Source organism: Dyadobacter sp. 676 (assembly GCF_040448675.1).
In the GTDB taxonomy this organism is placed as follows: Bacteria; Bacteroidota; Bacteroidia; order Cytophagales; family Spirosomataceae; genus Dyadobacter.
Genome location: NZ_CP159289.1, coordinates 2456695 through 2473239, shown reverse-complemented (window position 1 = coordinate 2473239; position 16545 = coordinate 2456695). Strand labels below are relative to the sequence as shown.

Here is a 16545-nt window from a genome sequence, read left to right as displayed (position 1 = left end):
CGGTATCACACCGGTTCAAATAGATTAGAATCATGTTACAGCCGAAAAGGACAAAATTTCGCAAACAACAGAAGAACAAAGGTTCGCATCGTGGTCTGGCGACCCGCGGACATGAGATCGCTTTTGGATCGTTTGCAATAAAAGCACTGGAACCAGGTTGGTTGACTGCCCGTCAGATCGAAGCAGCTCGTATCTCGGTAACACGTGCGATGAAACGCGAAGGTCAGGTATGGATCCGTGTATTCCCTGACAAGCCGATTACCAAAAAACCTGCTGAGGTTCGTATGGGTAAAGGTAAAGGTGCGCCTGAGTATTGGGTAGCTCCTGTTAAGCCTGGAACTATCATTTTCGAAGCGACTGGTGTAGCGCTGGATACTGCAAACGAAGCATTGCGTTTGGCTGCACAAAAGTTGCCAATCAAGACAAGGTTCGTCGTACGCCGGGATTATCAGGAAGCATAATAGTCCGAACGTATTTAGAACCGCTAATTATCAAAAGCAATGACTAGTAAAGAAATAAAGAATCTGTCGCAGGATCAGCTTAAAGAGCAGATCGCCCAAGAGAGAGAGCGCTTACTCCGGTTGAAATTTGCGCATGCTATTTCTCCAATTGAGAACCCTCTGCGTATTCGCGCCTCACGTAAGGAAATTGCAAGACTCTTAACCGAGCTGTCGGCTAAATCTAACCAACAGTAAACAGTTTAGAAATTATGGAGGCAACAGTAAGAAATTTACGTAAAGAGAGAATTGGCAAAGTGGTGAGCAACAAAATGGACAAGTCCTGCGTGATCACCGTAGTGCGTAAAGTGAAGCACGAGAAGTATGGTAAGTTTATGACTAAAACTACCAAACTGATGGTTCACGACGAAACAAACGATGTGGGTATTGGCGACACTATCCGTGTAATGGAAACTCGTCCGCTTAGCAAAAACAAGCGTTGGAGAGTAGTAGAAATCCTTGAAAGAGCGAAGTAATCATGGTACAACAAGAATCAAGACTGTCAGTAGCCGATAACAGTGGCGCGAAAGAAGTACTCGTAATCCGGGTATTGGGCGGAACTGGAAAGCGTTATGCTTCGGTGGGCGATAAGATCGTCGTGACGGTGAAATCCGCTCTGTCTTCGAGCAACATGAAAAAAGGAACGGTTTCCAAAGCCGTGGTTGTACGTACTAAAAAAGAGGTACGTCGCAAAGATGGAACTTACATCCGGTTTGAAGATAATGCGGCAGTTTTATTGAACAACAACGATGAGCCACGCGGTTCACGTATTTTCGGACCGGTTGCCCGCGAATTGCGCGAGAAGCAGTTCATGAAGATCGTATCGCTGGCACCAGAAGTGTTGTAAGAAACATCAGTATTTCTTTAAACTGTTAAGAGAATACCTCAATGGAAAGTACAAATAAAAAGGCACCGGCCAAATTGCACGTTCGCAAAGGTGATACCGTGAAAGTGATTTCAGGTAACGCAAAAGGCGAAACAGGCGTAATCACCAAAGTGCTTGTAGAAAAACAGAGAGCAACCGTGGAAGGTGTGAATATGATCACCAAGCACATTAAGCCAAATGCGCAAAATCCACAGGGAAGCATCGAAAAACGCGAAGGCGCTATTCACATCAGCAACCTGATGGTAGTGGACCCTAAAACAGGAGAAGCTTCAAGAACAGGCCGCAAAGCGAACGACAAAGGAAAACTGCAGCGCTATTCGAAAAAATCCGGAAACCTTTTATAATCCGGATTTTCAAGAAAGCTGCCGAATTTATATAAGCCAGTGGGTCGGCAATCCACATAATCACTTTCAAACATGGCAACGCCCAGATTAAAAGAGAAATACGTTAGCGAAATCGTTTCGCAATTGAAGGGGAAATTCCAGTACAAATCAAGCATGCAGGTTCCCCGCCTGACAAAGATTGTAATCAATAAGGGAATCGGAGCTGCTGTTGCAGATAAGAAACTTGTTGACACCGGTGTGGAAGAACTTAGCCTCATTACAGGACAGAAAGCGGTAGCTACACTTTCCAAAAAGGCGGTTTCTAACTTTAAGTTGCGTGAGAATATGCCAATCGGAGCGAAAGTAACGCTTCGCGGCGACCGGATGTACGAATTCCTTGACCGCCTTACTACCGTTGCAATGCCACGTGTACGTGACTTCAAAGGTATCAGCGATAAAGGATTCGATGGACGTGGAAATTATACTTTCGGTGTGAAAGAGCAGATTATTTTCCCTGAAATCAGCATCGAGAAAGTAAGCAAGATCAGCGGTATGGACATCACCTTCGTGACATCCACCGACTCTGACGAAGAGAGCTACGAATTGCTGAAAGCATTAGGAATGCCTTTCACCAACGCGAATAAATAAGAAAATACTACAAAGATTATTTACCGACAATGGCAAAAGAATCAGTAAAAGCACGGGAGAGAAAAAGACAAGCGCTAGTAGAGCGCTACGCTGAAAAACGTAGCAAGTTGAAAGCTGCCGGTGACTGGGTTGGTCTTGACAAGTTACCACGTAACTCTTCTCCTGTACGCCTGCACAACCGGTGCAAAATCACCGGAAGACCTCGCGGTTATATGCGTAAATTCGGAATTTCCCGGGTACTCTTCCGCGATATGGCGTCAGATGGAAAAATTCCAGGAGTTACAAAATCAAGTTGGTAAGAATACTTTCAATTCTGATTTCAATTACTTAACTTTGCACTCCCGTTTAAAAGGGGGTGTTTAAACTTGGCATAAACATGTTAACGGATCCCATAGCAGACTATCTGACGAGACTCAGAAACGCTATCAAAGCGAAGCACCGGGTTGTTGAGATACCTGCATCCAACATAAAAAAAGAGATTACAAAGGTACTTTTTGACAAGGGGTACATTCAAAGCTATAAATTCGACGAGGTTGGCCCTCAGGGAGTTATCAAGATCGCTTTGAAATACAATCCTGTGACAAAGCAATCTGCAATTGTAAAATTGGAGAGGGTTAGTAAGCCTGGACTACGTAAATATTCAGGTTCATCAACATTGCCACGTGTATTGGGCGGCTTAGGAACAGTGATTATCTCTACATCGAAAGGTGTAATGACAGATAAGGAAGCTAAGACACTGAATGTGGGTGGTGAAGTGTTATGTTTCGTGTATTAATATTTAAAAGTTATTCAGGAAATGTCACGAATAGGAAATAAAGTTATCACTTTGCCCGCGGGAGTATCCGTAACGGTTGCAGAAGATAACGTAGTATCTGTAAAAGGCCCGAAAGGCACACTTACCCAGGCTGTTGACAGCGACATCACTGTTGAGGTTGAAGGAAGCGAGCTGAAAGTAAAGCGCCCTACAGAACAGAAGCGTCATAAAGCATTACACGGCCTGTACCGTTCCCTGTTGAACAACATGGTGATCGGTGTAGGCGAAGGTTACAAGCGTGAGCTTGAAATTATCGGGGTAGGTTACAAAGCGAGCTCGACGAACAATGTTCTCGAACTTCAATTGGGTTACTCACACAATATTTTCATGGCGATCCCGTCAGAGATCAAGGTTTCTACGACTTCGGAAAAAGGTCAGAATCCTAAGGTGATCCTCGAAGGTATCGACAAGGAACTGATAGGTGCAGTAGCAGCGAAAATCAAATCCCTTCGTAAAGTTGAGCCTTACAAAGGAAAAGGTATCCGTTTTGTTGGTGAAGTGGTCCGTCGTAAGGCAGGTAAGTCTGCTTCTAAGAAATAGTGCGTAGCCACCGATCAATGTTATAAACAAGTAAGATAAGATTAAAGATGGCTAACGTAAAAGCAGATAGAAGACAGCGCCTGAAACTTCACATCCGTAAAAGAGTGAAGGGAAGCGCGGAGCGCCCGAGACTTTCGGTCTTCCGTTCCAACACAAGCATCTACGCACAGATTATCGACGATATCAAAGGGATTACCCTGGTAAGTGCGTCGTCGGTAGAGCTGGGAGGCAGAAAAGAGAATGCAAATATTGCTGTTGCTGCCCAGGTAGGTAAGAAAATCGCTGAAAAAGCGCAGGAAGCAGGTATCCAGGCAGTAGTTTTTGACCGTAACGGATATTTGTATCATGGTAAGGTAAAAGCATTGGCCGACGGAGCTCGTGAGGGTGGCCTGAAATTCTAAGTATAACAAAGACTATGTCTACAAATACAAGACCTTCAAAGGTTAACGAATCTGACCTGAAAGAGCGCGTTGTAGCGATCAACCGGGTAGCAAAAGTAGTAAAAGGTGGTCGCCGTTTCTCCTTCTCTGCCATCGTGGTAGTGGGAGACGGAAACGGAGTTGTAGGTTACGGATTGGGCAAAGCCAACGAGGTAACCGACGCGATTGCCAAAGGAATTGACGATGCTAAGAAAAACCTGATCCAAATTCCGATGCTTAAACATACCGTTCCACACGAAATGGAAGGTAAGTTCAGCGGTGGTTTCGTTCTGATCAAGCCGGCTGCTCCTGGTACGGGAGTACTGGCTGGTGGCCCGATGCGCGCAGTGCTGGAAAGCGCAGGTATCAAAGACGTACTTGCGAAATCCAAAGGTTCATCGAACCCGCACAACGTAATCAAGGCTACAATTGACGCTCTTTTGAAAATGAGAGCTCCGCATCAGGTTGCTTTCCAACGCAGCGTTAAATTGGAAAAAGTATTCAACGGATAATCCTTCGGGATTATCCTCAATCTGAGAGTAATCATGTCAAAAGTACGTATTACACAAGTTAAGAGCACAATTGACCGCCCTGAGAAGCAAAAACTGACGATCAAAGCGTTGGGTCTTGGTAAACTGAACCGGTCTGTTGAGAAAGAAAACAGCGATGCCATCGCGGGAATGATCCGCAAGGTAAGCCACTTGGTTAAAGTTGAAGAAATTTAATATACGAATAGTATGAATTTAAGTTCATTAAAACCGGCTGCTGGTTCCGTTAAGGTAGGAAAGCGGGTTGGACGTGGCCAGGGCTCCGGTAAAGGAGGCACTGCTGCACGTGGACACAAAGGAGCGCAGTCGCGTTCAGGTTACAGCCGCAAGCTGGGCTTCGAAGGTGGTCAGATGCCTCTGCAAAGACGTTTGCCTAAATTCGGTTTCAATAACATCAACCGCGTTGAATATAAGGCGTTGAACCTGGATGCGATCCAGGCGTTAGTTGAGAAAACCGGAGCTGCGGTAGTAACGTTGGATCTGATTCGTGAAAATGGTCTCAGCGCAAAGAACGACCTGGTTAAGATCCTTAACAGAGGTCAGATCACTTCTGCGGTTGAAGTTCAGGCTCATGGGTTTTCCGCTTCGGCTATCGAGTCGATCGAGAAGGCAGGTGGTAAAGCAGTTAAATTGTAATTTAGCTGCGATACCCGACAGAATTTGTTTACTTTGAACAGAGCGTTGTAAGCCCAGAAGATGAAACGATTTTTAGAGACTATAAAACACATATTTGCGATTGAGGAGTTGAGAACACGTATTCTCAACACTCTTTTGTTTATAACGATCTTCCGGTTGGGGTCTTACGTTGCGTTGCCAGGTGTAGAACCTGATCAAATGAATGTATCCTCCGCAGGGTTGTTGGGGTTGCTGGATACTTTCTTAGGTGGCGCTTTTAGCAAAGCGTCCATTTTTGCGTTGGGTATCATGCCTTACATCTCCGCTTCCATTGCGATCCAGCTGTTGACTATGGCGCTGCCATATTTCCAGAAGATGCAGAAGGAGGGGGAATCAGGCCGTAAAAAGCTGAACCAGATTACCCGGGTTCTGACTATCGTTGTTACACTTGTTCAAGGTACTGCTTATTTGAATACGACCGTACCTGACGAGGCTCTTCTGGTTTCCAGAAGCATGTTCACCGTTTCGTCGGTATTCGTGCTGACGGCGGGTACAATGTTCTGTATGTGGCTCGGTGAGAGAATCACGGACAAGGGTATCGGTAACGGTATTTCGATGCTGATCATGATCGGTATCGTTTCGCGTTTCCCGGGTGCGATCTACAAGGAATTCGTATCAAGGGGTAGTGGTCAGATCCTATTGTTCGTATTGGAAATCGTTGCCCTTTACTTTGTAATTATGGGCGCGGTAATGTTGACCCAGGCCGTTCGCCGGATTCCTATTCAGTATGCGAAGCAGGTGGTAGGTAACCGCGTGATGGGTGGTCAGCGTCAATATTTGCCATTGAAATTGAATGCGGCAGGTGTAATGCCGATCATTTTTGCGCAGGCTTTGATGTTCATCCCTTCACTGGGTGCATCTTATTTCGCTGAGAAAAGTGACTTCGCCAGCAACGTAGCAACGATTTTCGCTAATTACACGACCTGGCAATACAATCTCCTGTTCGCAGTATTGATTATTGTATTTACGTTCTTCTATACCGCGATCTCGGTAAACCCTCAGCAGATTGCTGATGATATGAAGCGTGGAGGCGGGTTTATCCCGGGTGTGAAACCAGGTCAGCAGACATCTGAGTATATCAGCTCTGTGCTCGACCGTATCACCTTCCCTGGTGCATTGATGCTGGCAGTAGTGGCTACTTTGCCTGCATTCGCAAGCCTTCTGGGTATCTCGACCGACTTCGCTCACTTCTTCGGAGGAACTTCGTTGCTGATCATGGTAGGGGTGGTTCTGGATACCTTGCAACAGGTTGAAAGCTACCTGCTGATGCGCCGCTACGAAGGTTTGATGAAGTCGGGACGTGTAAAAGGACGTACCGAGAGCGTAGCAATCTGATAATGATTTATCTTAAAACAGAAGAGGAAATCAACCTGATAAAGGTTAGTGCTCAACTGCTCGGCAAAGCACATGCGGAAGTAGCTACCTGGGTAAAGCCGGGAGTTACAACCGGGAAGTTGGATGCGGTTGCCGAGGAATATATCAGAGATAACGGTGGAATCCCTTCGTTCAAGGGATTCAACAAATTTCCGGCCTCTCTTTGTATATCGGTCAATGAAGTAGTAGTCCACGGGATTCCCGGGGGCTACGTGCTAAAAGAGGGGGACATCGTTTCCATCGATTGCGGGGTTAAGCTGAATGGCTATCACAGCGACAGCGCGTACACTTACCCGGTAGGTGAAGTTTCCAAAGAGGTGATGAACCTCCTCACGGCCACCAAACGTTCGCTTTACAAGGGAATCGAACAGGCGGTAGACGGACTTCGGATCGGGGACATTGGCCATGCGGTACAAAGCTATGTCGAGGAACGCGGTTACACTGTAGTAAGAGAGCTCGTTGGGCACGGAGTAGGAAGAGATTTGCACGAAGCGCCAGAGGTACCCAACTATGGAAAGCGTGGAAAGGGGATCCGGTTGAGAGAAGGCATGGTTCTTGCTATCGAGCCGATGATTAACCTGGGAGCGAAAGCAGTAGTGCAGGAGCGCGACGGCTGGACGATCCGGACTAACGACAGAAAGTATTCCGCGCATTTCGAACATACCGTGGTAGTGAGAAAGGGAAAGGCAGAGATTCTGACAACATTCGATTACATTGAAAAAGTGACGGCCAACACCAGCCTTATGGTTGAAGTACAGTAACAGAAAGCTACGAATGGCAAAACAAGCATCAATCGAACAAGACGGAGTAATTCTCGAAGCATTGTCAAACGCAATGTTTCGTGTTGTATTAGAGAACAAGCATGAAGTGATAGCGCACATCTCGGGTAAAATGAGAATGCACTATATCAAAATATTGCCGGGTGACAGAGTAAAGCTGGAAATGTCTCCTTACGACCTATCGAAAGCCCGGATTACATATCGGTACAAGTAAGGGGATCGATTACCTTAAATTAACACTTAGTTTAATCAGATGAAAGTCAAAGCATCAGTAAAGAAACGCAGCGAGGACTGCAAGGTTATCCGCCGGAAGGGTAAAGTGTACGTTATTAACAAGAAGAACCCACGGTATAAACAAAGACAAGGATAATAATTATGGCACGTATTGCAGGAGTAGACATTCCAGATCGCAAAAGAGGCGAAATCTCATTGACTTATATTTTCGGGATCGGCCGTAGCTCGGCTAAGAAAATCCTCGAAAAGGCGGGTGTTGATTTGAATAAAAAAGTGATCGACTGGACCGACGAAGAGTCTGGTGCGATCCGTGGGGTTATTGCCGGGGAATACAAAGTAGAAGGCGCTCTTAAGTCTGAGGTTCAGTTGAGCATTAAGCGTCTTATGGATATCGCTTGTTATCGTGGCCTCCGTCACCGTAAAGGATTGCCTTTGCGTGGTCAGAGAACGAAAAACAACTCACGTACTCGTAAGGGTAAACGCAAAACAATCGCTAACAAGAAAAAGGCTACTAAATAAATAGTGAGCGGTGGAGTGATCCACTACTTATTCGAAGAGCAATGGCACAGAATAAAAGAAAAGATAAAGCAAAAAAGAGAGTGGTTGTTGTCGAGCCTGTTGGTCAGGTTCACATCAAGGCTTCTTTCAATAATATCATCATCTCGATTACCAACAGCAACGGGCAAGTTATCTCCTGGGGTTCTGCCGGTAAAATGGGATTCCGTGGTTCTAAAAAGAACACACCATACGCAGCGCAAACTGCTGCACAGAGCGCAGCTCAGGTTGCGTTCGACCTCGGAATGCGTAAAGCTGAGGTTTTCGTAAAAGGACCGGGATCGGGCCGTGAGTCGGCGATCCGTACCATCCAGAATGCAGGTATCGAAGTGACCACTATCCGTGACATCACTCCGCTTCCGCACAACGGATGCCGTCCTCCAAAACGTCGTAGAGTATAGTAGTTAGTACCGTAACGGTACCCATTCGTAATTTGGACACTGGGGTTACAGAATGGTTTTTATCAATTTAGTAAACAAATAGTTTTAATGGCACGTTATACAGGTCCCAAAACCAAAGTCGCAAGACGTTACGGAGAGCCCATCATGGGCCCAAGCAAGGCGCTTGCAAAGAAAAATTACCCTCCTGGAATGCACGGAAAGGGTCGTCGGTCAAAGAAATCGGAGTACGCTCTGCAATTGGCTGAGAAACAAAAAGTGAAATTCATCTACGGTATCCTCGAAAGACAATTCCGTAGCCTGTTTGAGAAAGCTTCTGTAAAAGACGGAATCACCGGTGAAAACCTTTTGAAATTCTGTGAAGCCCGTCTGGATAATACAGTTTACCGTTTGGGTATCGCTCCTACACGTCGTGCTGCCCGCCAGCTCGTGTCGCACAAGCATATCCTGGTTGACGGTGAAGTGGTGAACATCCCTTCTTACTCATTGCGTCCAGGACAGGTTGTTACCGTTCGTGAGAAATCAAAATCGCTCGAAGCTGTAACAGATAGCCTGGCAGGACATAGTTCCAAAGGTTTTAACTGGTTGGAATGGGACGGTCAGCAATTGTCTGGCAAGTTCGTTACATTCCCTGACCGCGAGTCAATTCCGGAAAACATCAACGAGCAGCTGATCGTTGAATTGTATTCTAAATAATAATCTTCATATTACATGCACTCCCCGAATATTCGGGGTAGTGCTTTTTTGCTGGCAACAGCACAATTTTTGCGATCGCAAAGGTAAGGTAGCGTGATCAACTATCATTTACTACTATAAAAGGAGCAAGGACTATGTCAATATTAGCTTTCCAAATGCCTGATAAGGTCGTCATGGAGAAAGCAGACGACTTTCACGGGTTGTTTGAGTTTAAGCCTTTAGAGAAAGGATACGGCGTAACCATTGGTAATGCGTTGCGTAGAATTCTCCTTTCGTCTTTGGAAGGCTATGCCATCACGAGTGTGAAGTTCCCAGGCGTGCTTCACGAATTTTCTTCTATCGAAGGTATAGTTGAGGATGTTACGGAAATCATCCTGAACCTGAAAATGGTTCGTTTTAAAAAAGTTTCTGACCTGAGTGAAAGTAGGATAGTTGTAAACCTCAAAAATGTATCGGTAATCACTGCCGGGGACATTGGCAAGTTTACAAGTGCATTCGAGGTTTTGAACCCGGATCTGGTCATTTGCCACATAGATGATCAAAAGGAGTTCGAAATGGAACTTCTCTTGGATAAAGGTAGAGGTTACGTACCGGCAGACGAGCCACGGGCCAATGAGCTTCCGTTCGGCTACATCGCGGTAGACTCGATTTATACGCCTATTAAAAATGTGAAATACAGCGTTGAAAACACGCGTGTTGAACAGCGTACCGACTACGAACGTCTTTTGATCGACATTCAGACCGATGGTTCCATCCACCCGGAGGATGCGTTGAAAGGCGCTGCCAATATTCTGATCCAACACTTCATGCTGTTCTCTGACCAAACGATGACGTTTGAGAAGCAGAAAGCTGAGGAAGACAATCAGGTTGATGAGGAAATGCTGCGTATGAGAAAACTGTTGAAGACGTCATTGTCCGAACTGGATCTCTCGGTACGCGCTTACAACTGTTTGAAATCCGCTGACGTGAAAACGCTGGGTGATCTGGTAAGACTTGAAATTTCGGATATGATGAAATTCCGGAACTTCGGTAAGAAATCGCTCACCGAGCTGGAACAACTCGTGGCCGACAAACAGCTCACTTTTGGAATGGACGTGTCAAAGTACCGTCTGGACGAGGATTAATTAAATTCCATCATAAGTATGTATTCTGTAGCGCGCCAGTCGCAGCTCGAAGCAACTAAACAACAAAACAATGAGACACGGTAAAAAGGACAATCACCTGGGAAGAACCGCATCACACCGCAAGGCGATGCTTTCAAACATGGCTTCCTCGTTGATCCTTCACAAAAGAATTGAAACAACCCTCGCAAAGGCGAAAGAACTCCGCAAGTTCGTTGAGCCTCTGCTGACTCGTGCGAAAGAAGATACTACTCACAACAGAAGGGTAGCATTCTCTTACCTGAACGACAAAGAATCTACAAAAGAGCTTTTCGGTGTCGTTTCTGATAAAATCGCATCCCGCCCCGGTGGTTACACCCGTATCATCAAACTCGGTAACCGTTTGGGTGACGCGGCTGAAACCGCATTGATCGAGCTGGTTGATTTCAATGATGCACTGTTGCTTGCCAACGCCGATAAACCTGCCAAGACTCGTCGCAGCAGAAGAGGCGGCAAGAAAGCCGAGGGCGCCGTGGAAGCTGCTCCGGTGAAAAAAGAAGATCATCCGATCGTAGCGGAAACTGAGGCTCCGGCTGAGGAAGAAGCTTCGAAAACAGAAGAAACACCAGGCGAAACTGAAAAGGAATAGTTTTGGTAATCGGAAATTGAAATATATGAAAGGGTTGAACGGTCTCGTTTAACCCTTTTTTTATGAGTGAAAAATCGTATTTTTGCACCAAAATTGAACCGGCCGCCTCGAAATATCGCAAAACGGCCCGGAAAACAGATTAAACCATAATATGAATCAGAAAAAGGAAGCTCTGTTGTTGCTAGAAGACGGAACAGCATACAAAGGACTCGCTTTGGGTAAAAGTGGAACCACAGGTGGCGAAATTTGCTTTAATACGGGCATGACCGGCTACCAGGAAATTTACACAGACCCTTCCTATTACGGTCAGATCATCGTGAATACCAACTCGCACATCGGTAACTACGGCGTGCAGCTGGAAGACGAGGAGGAATCTGGCTCGGTTAAGATCCGCGGGATGGTTTGTAACACTTTCTCACAGATCTATTCACGCGACACCGCTGATTTCTCTCTGCAAGAGTATTTCGAAAGGGCTAATATCGTCGGCATCAGCAACGTGGACACACGTCACCTCGTGCGTCACGTGCGCGAGAAGGGAGTAATGAACGCCATTATCTCGACCGAGATCCTCGACGAGGTGGAGCTCATGAAAGAACTGAAGAAAATCCCTTCGATGGATGGATTGGAGCTTTCATCGGAAGTAACAACGGAGGAGCCTTACTATATGGGCGATGAGGCTACCGCCAAATGGCGCGTTGCCGTAATGGATTATGGTATTAAAAAGAGCATTCTGCTCAACCTGACTTCAAGAGGTTGCTACTGTAAGGTCTTCCCTGCCAAAACACCTTATGAAGAGGTAATGAAATGGAACCCCGATGGCTTCTTCATCTCGAATGGTCCGGGCGATCCCGCGGCGATGCCTTATGCGGTTGAGAACGTATCTCAAATGGTGGAAACGGCCAAGCCGCTTTTCGGTATCTGTCTTGGCCACCAGTTACTCGCATTGTCAAGTGGAATCAATACTTACAAAATGCATCACGGCCACCGCGGTTTGAACCATCCGGTGAAGAACCTGATTACGGGGCTTTGCGAGATTACTTCACAAAACCACGGCTTTGCGGTAAAGCCCGACGAGATCGAAAGCCACCCGGACATCGAGGTTACACACATTAACCTGAACGACAAGACCATCGAAGGTATCCGTAGAAAGGATTATCCGGCATTTTCGGTGCAATACCACCCGGAAGCGTCGCCCGGCCCGCACGATTCGCGGTACTTGTTCGACGAGTTTATCAAATTGCTAAGCGAAGCGAAATAAGAATATATTAAATCCCTCTGCCTGAGCGCGGAGGGATTTTCTTTTGGCAAGACTTAACGCATTGTTGATCCACCGAAAATCAAGGGGAGTCTATGGATGACGATTTTTTTTGCGTTATTTTGTACCGTTAACCATATTCCAATTTTTAATCAAACCACAAGCTGCAAATGAGTACGATTCAGTCAGTACATGCAAGACAAATTCTGGATTCAAGAGGAAACCCCACAATAGAAGTTGATATTCGTACCGAGAATGGTTATCTGGGACGTGCTGCTGTCCCTTCCGGAGCTTCAACCGGTAAGCACGAGGCCGTTGAGCTTCGCGATAACGACAAGAGCGTTTACGTTGGAAAAGGAGTTTTGAAAGCGGTTGAGAATGTAAACGACATCATTTTCCCTGAACTGATCGGTTGCTCCGTATTCGAGCAGAACCTTATCGATAAAATTATGCTGGAACTGGATGGTACGCCTAACAAAGGTAAGTTGGGTGCGAATGCTATCCTTGGTGTTTCACTGGCTGCTGCGAAAGCCGCCGCACAGGAAGCAAACCTTCCATTGTACCGCTATGTAGGTGGTACTAATGCCAACACATTGCCCGTACCGATGATGAACATCCTCAATGGCGGTAGCCACGCGGACAATTCCATCGACTTCCAGGAATTCATGATCATGCCTGCCAAAGCGGATACATTCTCGCAGGCATTGCGCATGGGCGTGGAGGTTTTCCATACTTTGAAAACCGTACTGAAAAGCAAAGGCTACTCGACCAACGTAGGTGACGAAGGTGGTTTTGCTCCCAATATCAAATCCAACGAAGAGGCTATCGAGGTTGTGCTTCAGGCGATCGAAAAAGCAGGCTACAAGCCAGGTGAAGAAATCTTCATCGCGATGGACGCCGCCGTTTCGGAATTCTACGAAGACGGTCTGTACCACTTCAAAAAATCGGACGGCCGCAAGCTGAGCTCCGACGAAATGGCTGACTACTGGACTCAGTGGGTAGCTAAATATCCTATCATCTCGATCGAAGACGGTATGGACGAAGACGACTGGGCCGGCTGGAAGACTTTGACAGATTCGATCGGCAAAAAATGCCAGCTGGTGGGCGACGATTTGTTCGTAACCAACGTAAACCGTCTGCAACAAGGCATCGAATCTCAAATCGCGAACGCGGTATTGGTGAAAGTAAACCAGATCGGTTCTCTGACGGAGACAATCGATACGGTAAACCTTGCAAAACGCAACAGCTACAAGAGCATCATGTCGCACCGCTCAGGTGAAACGGAAGATGCGACCATCGCTGACCTCGCGGTTGCATTGAACACCGGCCAGATCAAAACCGGCTCGGCTTCACGTTCCGACCGTATGGCGAAATACAACCAGCTTCTCCGCATCGAAGAAGAACTGGGTGAAAGCGCATACTTCCCAGGATTGAAATTCTAATTCAAACCATATAAGAGCCGGAGCCCAGTGCTCCGGTTCTCGTTTCAGGGCATTTCGAGATGAAAAACCACTCATTCTGGTCTCTGCACACATTAAAGAACTTCTATATCGCTACGTTCGTCGTGTGGCTCGTATGGGTATTGTTCCTCGACAACAACAATATCCGGATCGTGATGGCGAACCGCATGAAGATGAAAGACCTCGAAAAGGAGAAGGCGATTCTTCAGGAAAAGATCCGCGAGGTCAAAAAAGAGCGGAACGAAGTTTTCGGAAATCCGAAAATGCTTGAAAAATGGGCGCGCGAAAAATTTATGATGCGCCGGCCCAACGAAGAAGTATATGTGATTGTGGACGAAAACAATCAGCCTGTCGAAAGTAAAAAGGAAGAGTAGCGCATTACTCTTTGAAATAACATCTTAATTACGAATACATTGAGCAAGAAAGTCATCCTCATTATTATGGACGGCTGGGGGATCGCCAAAGCAGGCGAGGAAAACCGTTCCGCGATTCTAGCGGCAAAAACCCCATTCTACGATTCCATTCTTCAAAAATACCCGCATAGCAAACTCGAAGCGAGTGGCCTGGCGGTGGGTTTGCCCGACGGACAAATGGGTAATTCCGAAGTTGGCCATACCAACCTCGGCGCAGGTCGGGTAGTTTATCAGGATCTGGTAAAAATCAACCTGGCCGTATCCGAGGGCACACTCGCGCAGGAGCCCGTGCTCACGCAGGCGCTCGACTACGCGGAAGCCGAAGGAAAGAAGGTCCATTTCATTGGTCTGGTGTCGGATGGCGGCGTGCATTCGCATATCGATCATTTGAAAGGCCTTTGCAAAATCGCGGCAGACCGCGGCCTTAGCAATGTATTCGTCCACGCATTCACCGACGGCCGCGATACCGATCCGAAAAGCGGGTTGGGATTCCTGACCGAACTGAACGAGTCGATGGCGCAAAGCACGGGACGCATTGCCAGCATTACCGGCCGCTATTATGCAATGGACCGCGATAAGCGCTGGGAACGCGTGAAGCTCGCCTACGACGCGATGGTACACGGCGAAGGCAAGCATGTGCCTGCGGCCGATGTATTGAAAGCCGTACAGGCTTCGTATGAAGAAGGTGTTACCGATGAGTTCATTACACCTATCATCGCCACCAATGCGGACGGTTCGCCGCTTGCATTGATCCAGAACGGCGATGTGGTGCTTTGCTTCAACTTCCGTACCGACCGCGGCCGCGAAATCACCCAGGCGCTTACCCAGCAGGATTTCCACGAGCAGAATATGCATAAGCTGAATTTGAAATACATCACCATGACCAATTATGATGATACTTTCAAAGGCGTGGATGTGATTTTTGATAAAGACAATCTGAACAATACGCTCGGCGAAGTGCTCGAATCGGCTGGTAAAAAGCAGATCCGCATCGCTGAAACCGAGAAATACCCGCACGTTACATTCTTTTTCTCGGGCGGCCGCGAGAAGCCTTTCGAAGGTGAGAGCCGCTTGCTTTGCCCTTCCCCGAAAGTGGCGACTTACGATTTGCAACCAGAAATGTCGGCGTTCGACATCCGCGACGCGATCGTCCCCGAACTGGAAAAGGAAGAAGTGGATTTTGTGTGCCTCAATTTCGCTAACCCTGACATGGTAGGCCATACGGGCGTTTTCGAAGCGGCTGTAAAAGCTTGCGAAACGGTGGATCAATGTGTGGAGGCTGTGGTAACAACCGGCTTGAAGCACGGCTATTCGTCGATTATCATTGCGGACCACGGTAACTCCGATTACATGATGAATGACGACGGCTCGCCGAACACCGCGCATTCGCTGAACCTCGTTCCCTGCGTCCTGGTGGATAACGAATACCGGAAGCCCATCAGAAATGGAAAGCTCGCCGACGTAGCGCCGACCATTCTGGCATTGATGGGCATTGCGCAGCCGGCGGAAATGACAGGAACGAGCATTCTGTAAAACTTTCATACATCGATTGATGTTAACCGACAGAGGGCCCGCGGGCTCTCTGTTTTTTTAGCCACATCCGAAATCCATGCATTACCGATTCTCTACGATCGTCGCAACCGCACTGTTCCTTTCTTTGATTTCCTGTACACCGGAAAAGTCGGGTGACGATGCGCCCGGATTATATTACGATTTAAAAGGCTTTATCGAAAACCAGATCGTGTATTTGAACGATAAAAGGCCGGAGGTAAATAAAACGGCGGTTTTGGGTAGTAAGCGCGAAATTTCGAAAACACGGGAAGTGGATTGGGAAAAAGAGCTCGAACTTTTCTTACAAGCCGACATCAATAAACCTTCTTACCGGCAGAGTTACGAAATAGTACAAAACGGTCCGGTACGTTATGAATACCACCTCAAATCAGGCAACGATCTGCCTGTGGCCTATCTGAAAATCGAAACCGATTCGGTTTTGAAGCAGCCGCTATATGTCGAGGCATTGCTTCGCGCGAAGAACAAGATATACGATTCCGAGAAAAAGATAGTGCTCAGGTCTGTAAAACGCGACAATCTGCTGGAAGTAAGCAGCTATGAGATAGACGGCTATCAGAAACTTATTTTTGTGGAGAAGAAACTATTTGATATTCGCGGGCAAATAGGATTTTAACAGGATAATTGCATTATTTTCTCTGTACCCTTACACCATATTTTGTGGTAACATTACCCAATTTCCCAACCGCAAGTTTGAGATAGCCAGCGGTTTG

General features: G+C 46.9%; 27 protein-coding genes. All 27 read left to right on the top strand.

The window, feature by feature from the left end:
* The first annotated feature begins 32 nt into the window (after positions 1 to 32).
* The 27 genes from rplP (at position 33) to ABV298_RS10970 (ending at position 16448) form a co-directional block, all read left to right on the top strand.
* Complete coding sequence (gene rplP / locus ABV298_RS11100) at positions 33 to 461, top strand: 50S ribosomal protein L16 (RefSeq protein ID WP_015813795.1); 429 nt, start codon at positions 33 to 35, stop codon at positions 459 to 461.
* A 39-nt stretch (positions 462 to 500) separates the two neighbouring features.
* Positions 501 to 695: a 50S ribosomal protein L29 gene (rpmC, locus tag ABV298_RS11095; protein ID WP_015813796.1), complete on the top strand. Its 195-nt coding sequence runs from the start codon at positions 501 to 503 to the stop codon at positions 693 to 695.
* A 14-nt stretch (positions 696 to 709) separates the two neighbouring features.
* On the top strand, positions 710 to 973 hold the full coding sequence (gene rpsQ / locus ABV298_RS11090; protein ID WP_353722173.1) for a 30S ribosomal protein S17: 264 nt from the start codon (positions 710 to 712) through the stop codon (positions 971 to 973).
* Between the two features lie 2 nt (positions 974 to 975).
* Positions 976 to 1344 carry a 50S ribosomal protein L14 gene (gene rplN / locus ABV298_RS11085; RefSeq protein WP_015813798.1) on the top strand — a complete coding sequence of 123 codons (369 nt, stop codon included), beginning with the start codon at positions 976 to 978 and terminating at the stop codon, positions 1342 to 1344.
* Positions 1345 to 1385: 41 nt separating this feature from the next.
* On the top strand, positions 1386 to 1727 hold the full coding sequence (rplX, locus tag ABV298_RS11080) for a 50S ribosomal protein L24 (protein WP_353722172.1): 342 nt from the start codon (positions 1386 to 1388) through the stop codon (positions 1725 to 1727).
* Positions 1728 to 1799: 72 nt separating this feature from the next.
* A complete protein-coding gene (gene rplE, locus ABV298_RS11075) occupies positions 1800 to 2354 on the top strand; it encodes a 50S ribosomal protein L5 (RefSeq protein ID WP_353722171.1) in 555 nt (184 codons plus the stop codon).
* 29 nt (positions 2355 to 2383) lie between these two features.
* Positions 2384 to 2653 (top strand): 30S ribosomal protein S14, encoded by a 270-nt coding sequence (gene rpsN, locus ABV298_RS11070; RefSeq protein WP_015813801.1) that lies wholly within the window; start codon positions 2384 to 2386, stop codon positions 2651 to 2653.
* A gap of 77 nt (positions 2654 to 2730) precedes the next feature.
* Positions 2731 to 3129, top strand: a complete 399-nt coding sequence (gene rpsH, locus ABV298_RS11065; RefSeq protein ID WP_026350532.1) for a 30S ribosomal protein S8 — start codon at positions 2731 to 2733, stop codon at positions 3127 to 3129.
* Between the two features lie 21 nt (positions 3130 to 3150).
* Positions 3151 to 3708 (top strand): 50S ribosomal protein L6, encoded by a 558-nt coding sequence (rplF, locus tag ABV298_RS11060; RefSeq protein WP_353722170.1) that lies wholly within the window; start codon positions 3151 to 3153, stop codon positions 3706 to 3708.
* 47 nt (positions 3709 to 3755) lie between these two features.
* Complete coding sequence (rplR, locus tag ABV298_RS11055) at positions 3756 to 4109, top strand: 50S ribosomal protein L18 (protein ID WP_353722169.1); 354 nt, start codon at positions 3756 to 3758, stop codon at positions 4107 to 4109.
* Positions 4110 to 4123: 14 nt separating this feature from the next.
* Positions 4124 to 4639, top strand: coding sequence for a 30S ribosomal protein S5 (gene rpsE, locus ABV298_RS11050; protein WP_015813805.1), 516 nt, complete (start codon positions 4124 to 4126; stop codon positions 4637 to 4639).
* A 33-nt stretch (positions 4640 to 4672) separates the two neighbouring features.
* Complete coding sequence (gene rpmD / locus ABV298_RS11045; RefSeq protein ID WP_015813806.1) at positions 4673 to 4852, top strand: 50S ribosomal protein L30; 180 nt, start codon at positions 4673 to 4675, stop codon at positions 4850 to 4852.
* A gap of 12 nt (positions 4853 to 4864) precedes the next feature.
* Positions 4865 to 5311 (top strand): 50S ribosomal protein L15, encoded by a 447-nt coding sequence (rplO, locus tag ABV298_RS11040; RefSeq protein WP_353722168.1) that lies wholly within the window; start codon positions 4865 to 4867, stop codon positions 5309 to 5311.
* Between the two features lie 60 nt (positions 5312 to 5371).
* Positions 5372 to 6685, top strand: a complete 1314-nt coding sequence (gene secY, locus ABV298_RS11035; RefSeq protein ID WP_353722167.1) for a preprotein translocase subunit SecY — start codon at positions 5372 to 5374, stop codon at positions 6683 to 6685.
* Between the two features lie 2 nt (positions 6686 to 6687).
* Complete coding sequence (gene map / locus ABV298_RS11030; protein ID WP_353722166.1) at positions 6688 to 7485, top strand: type I methionyl aminopeptidase; 798 nt, start codon at positions 6688 to 6690, stop codon at positions 7483 to 7485.
* 13 nt (positions 7486 to 7498) lie between these two features.
* Entirely contained in the window at positions 7499 to 7717 is a 219-nt protein-coding gene (gene infA, locus ABV298_RS11025; protein ID WP_015813810.1) for a translation initiation factor IF-1, read from the top strand.
* Positions 7718 to 7756: 39 nt separating this feature from the next.
* Positions 7757 to 7873, top strand: coding sequence for a type B 50S ribosomal protein L36 (gene ykgO, locus ABV298_RS11020; protein ID WP_015813811.1), 117 nt, complete (start codon positions 7757 to 7759; stop codon positions 7871 to 7873).
* A 5-nt stretch (positions 7874 to 7878) separates the two neighbouring features.
* Complete coding sequence (rpsM, locus tag ABV298_RS11015) at positions 7879 to 8256, top strand: 30S ribosomal protein S13 (RefSeq protein ID WP_353722165.1); 378 nt, start codon at positions 7879 to 7881, stop codon at positions 8254 to 8256.
* 41 nt (positions 8257 to 8297) lie between these two features.
* A complete protein-coding gene (gene rpsK / locus ABV298_RS11010) occupies positions 8298 to 8693 on the top strand; it encodes a 30S ribosomal protein S11 (protein ID WP_015813813.1) in 396 nt (131 codons plus the stop codon).
* Positions 8694 to 8780: 87 nt separating this feature from the next.
* Positions 8781 to 9386 (top strand): 30S ribosomal protein S4, encoded by a 606-nt coding sequence (gene rpsD / locus ABV298_RS11005; protein WP_353722164.1) that lies wholly within the window; start codon positions 8781 to 8783, stop codon positions 9384 to 9386.
* A gap of 134 nt (positions 9387 to 9520) precedes the next feature.
* Positions 9521 to 10510 carry a DNA-directed RNA polymerase subunit alpha gene (locus ABV298_RS11000; RefSeq protein WP_019941751.1) on the top strand — a complete coding sequence of 330 codons (990 nt, stop codon included), beginning with the start codon at positions 9521 to 9523 and terminating at the stop codon, positions 10508 to 10510.
* A 70-nt stretch (positions 10511 to 10580) separates the two neighbouring features.
* On the top strand, positions 10581 to 11135 hold the full coding sequence (rplQ, locus tag ABV298_RS10995) for a 50S ribosomal protein L17 (RefSeq protein ID WP_353722163.1): 555 nt from the start codon (positions 10581 to 10583) through the stop codon (positions 11133 to 11135).
* 151 nt (positions 11136 to 11286) lie between these two features.
* Entirely contained in the window at positions 11287 to 12393 is a 1107-nt protein-coding gene (carA, locus tag ABV298_RS10990; RefSeq protein ID WP_353722162.1) for a glutamine-hydrolyzing carbamoyl-phosphate synthase small subunit, read from the top strand.
* Positions 12394 to 12560: 167 nt separating this feature from the next.
* On the top strand, positions 12561 to 13832 hold the full coding sequence (eno, locus tag ABV298_RS10985) for a phosphopyruvate hydratase (RefSeq protein WP_353722161.1): 1272 nt from the start codon (positions 12561 to 12563) through the stop codon (positions 13830 to 13832).
* Positions 13833 to 13891: 59 nt separating this feature from the next.
* The gene (locus ABV298_RS10980) at positions 13892 to 14224 is read left to right on the top strand and encodes a septum formation initiator family protein (protein WP_353722160.1); all 333 of its coding nucleotides are present in this window, start codon (positions 13892 to 13894) and stop codon (positions 14222 to 14224) included.
* Between the two features lie 39 nt (positions 14225 to 14263).
* Positions 14264 to 15796 (top strand): 2,3-bisphosphoglycerate-independent phosphoglycerate mutase, encoded by a 1533-nt coding sequence (gpmI, locus tag ABV298_RS10975; protein ID WP_353722159.1) that lies wholly within the window; start codon positions 14264 to 14266, stop codon positions 15794 to 15796.
* Between the two features lie 76 nt (positions 15797 to 15872).
* Entirely contained in the window at positions 15873 to 16448 is a 576-nt protein-coding gene (locus ABV298_RS10970) for a hypothetical protein (RefSeq protein WP_353722158.1), read from the top strand.
* The last annotated feature ends 97 nt before the right edge of the window (positions 16449 to 16545 follow it).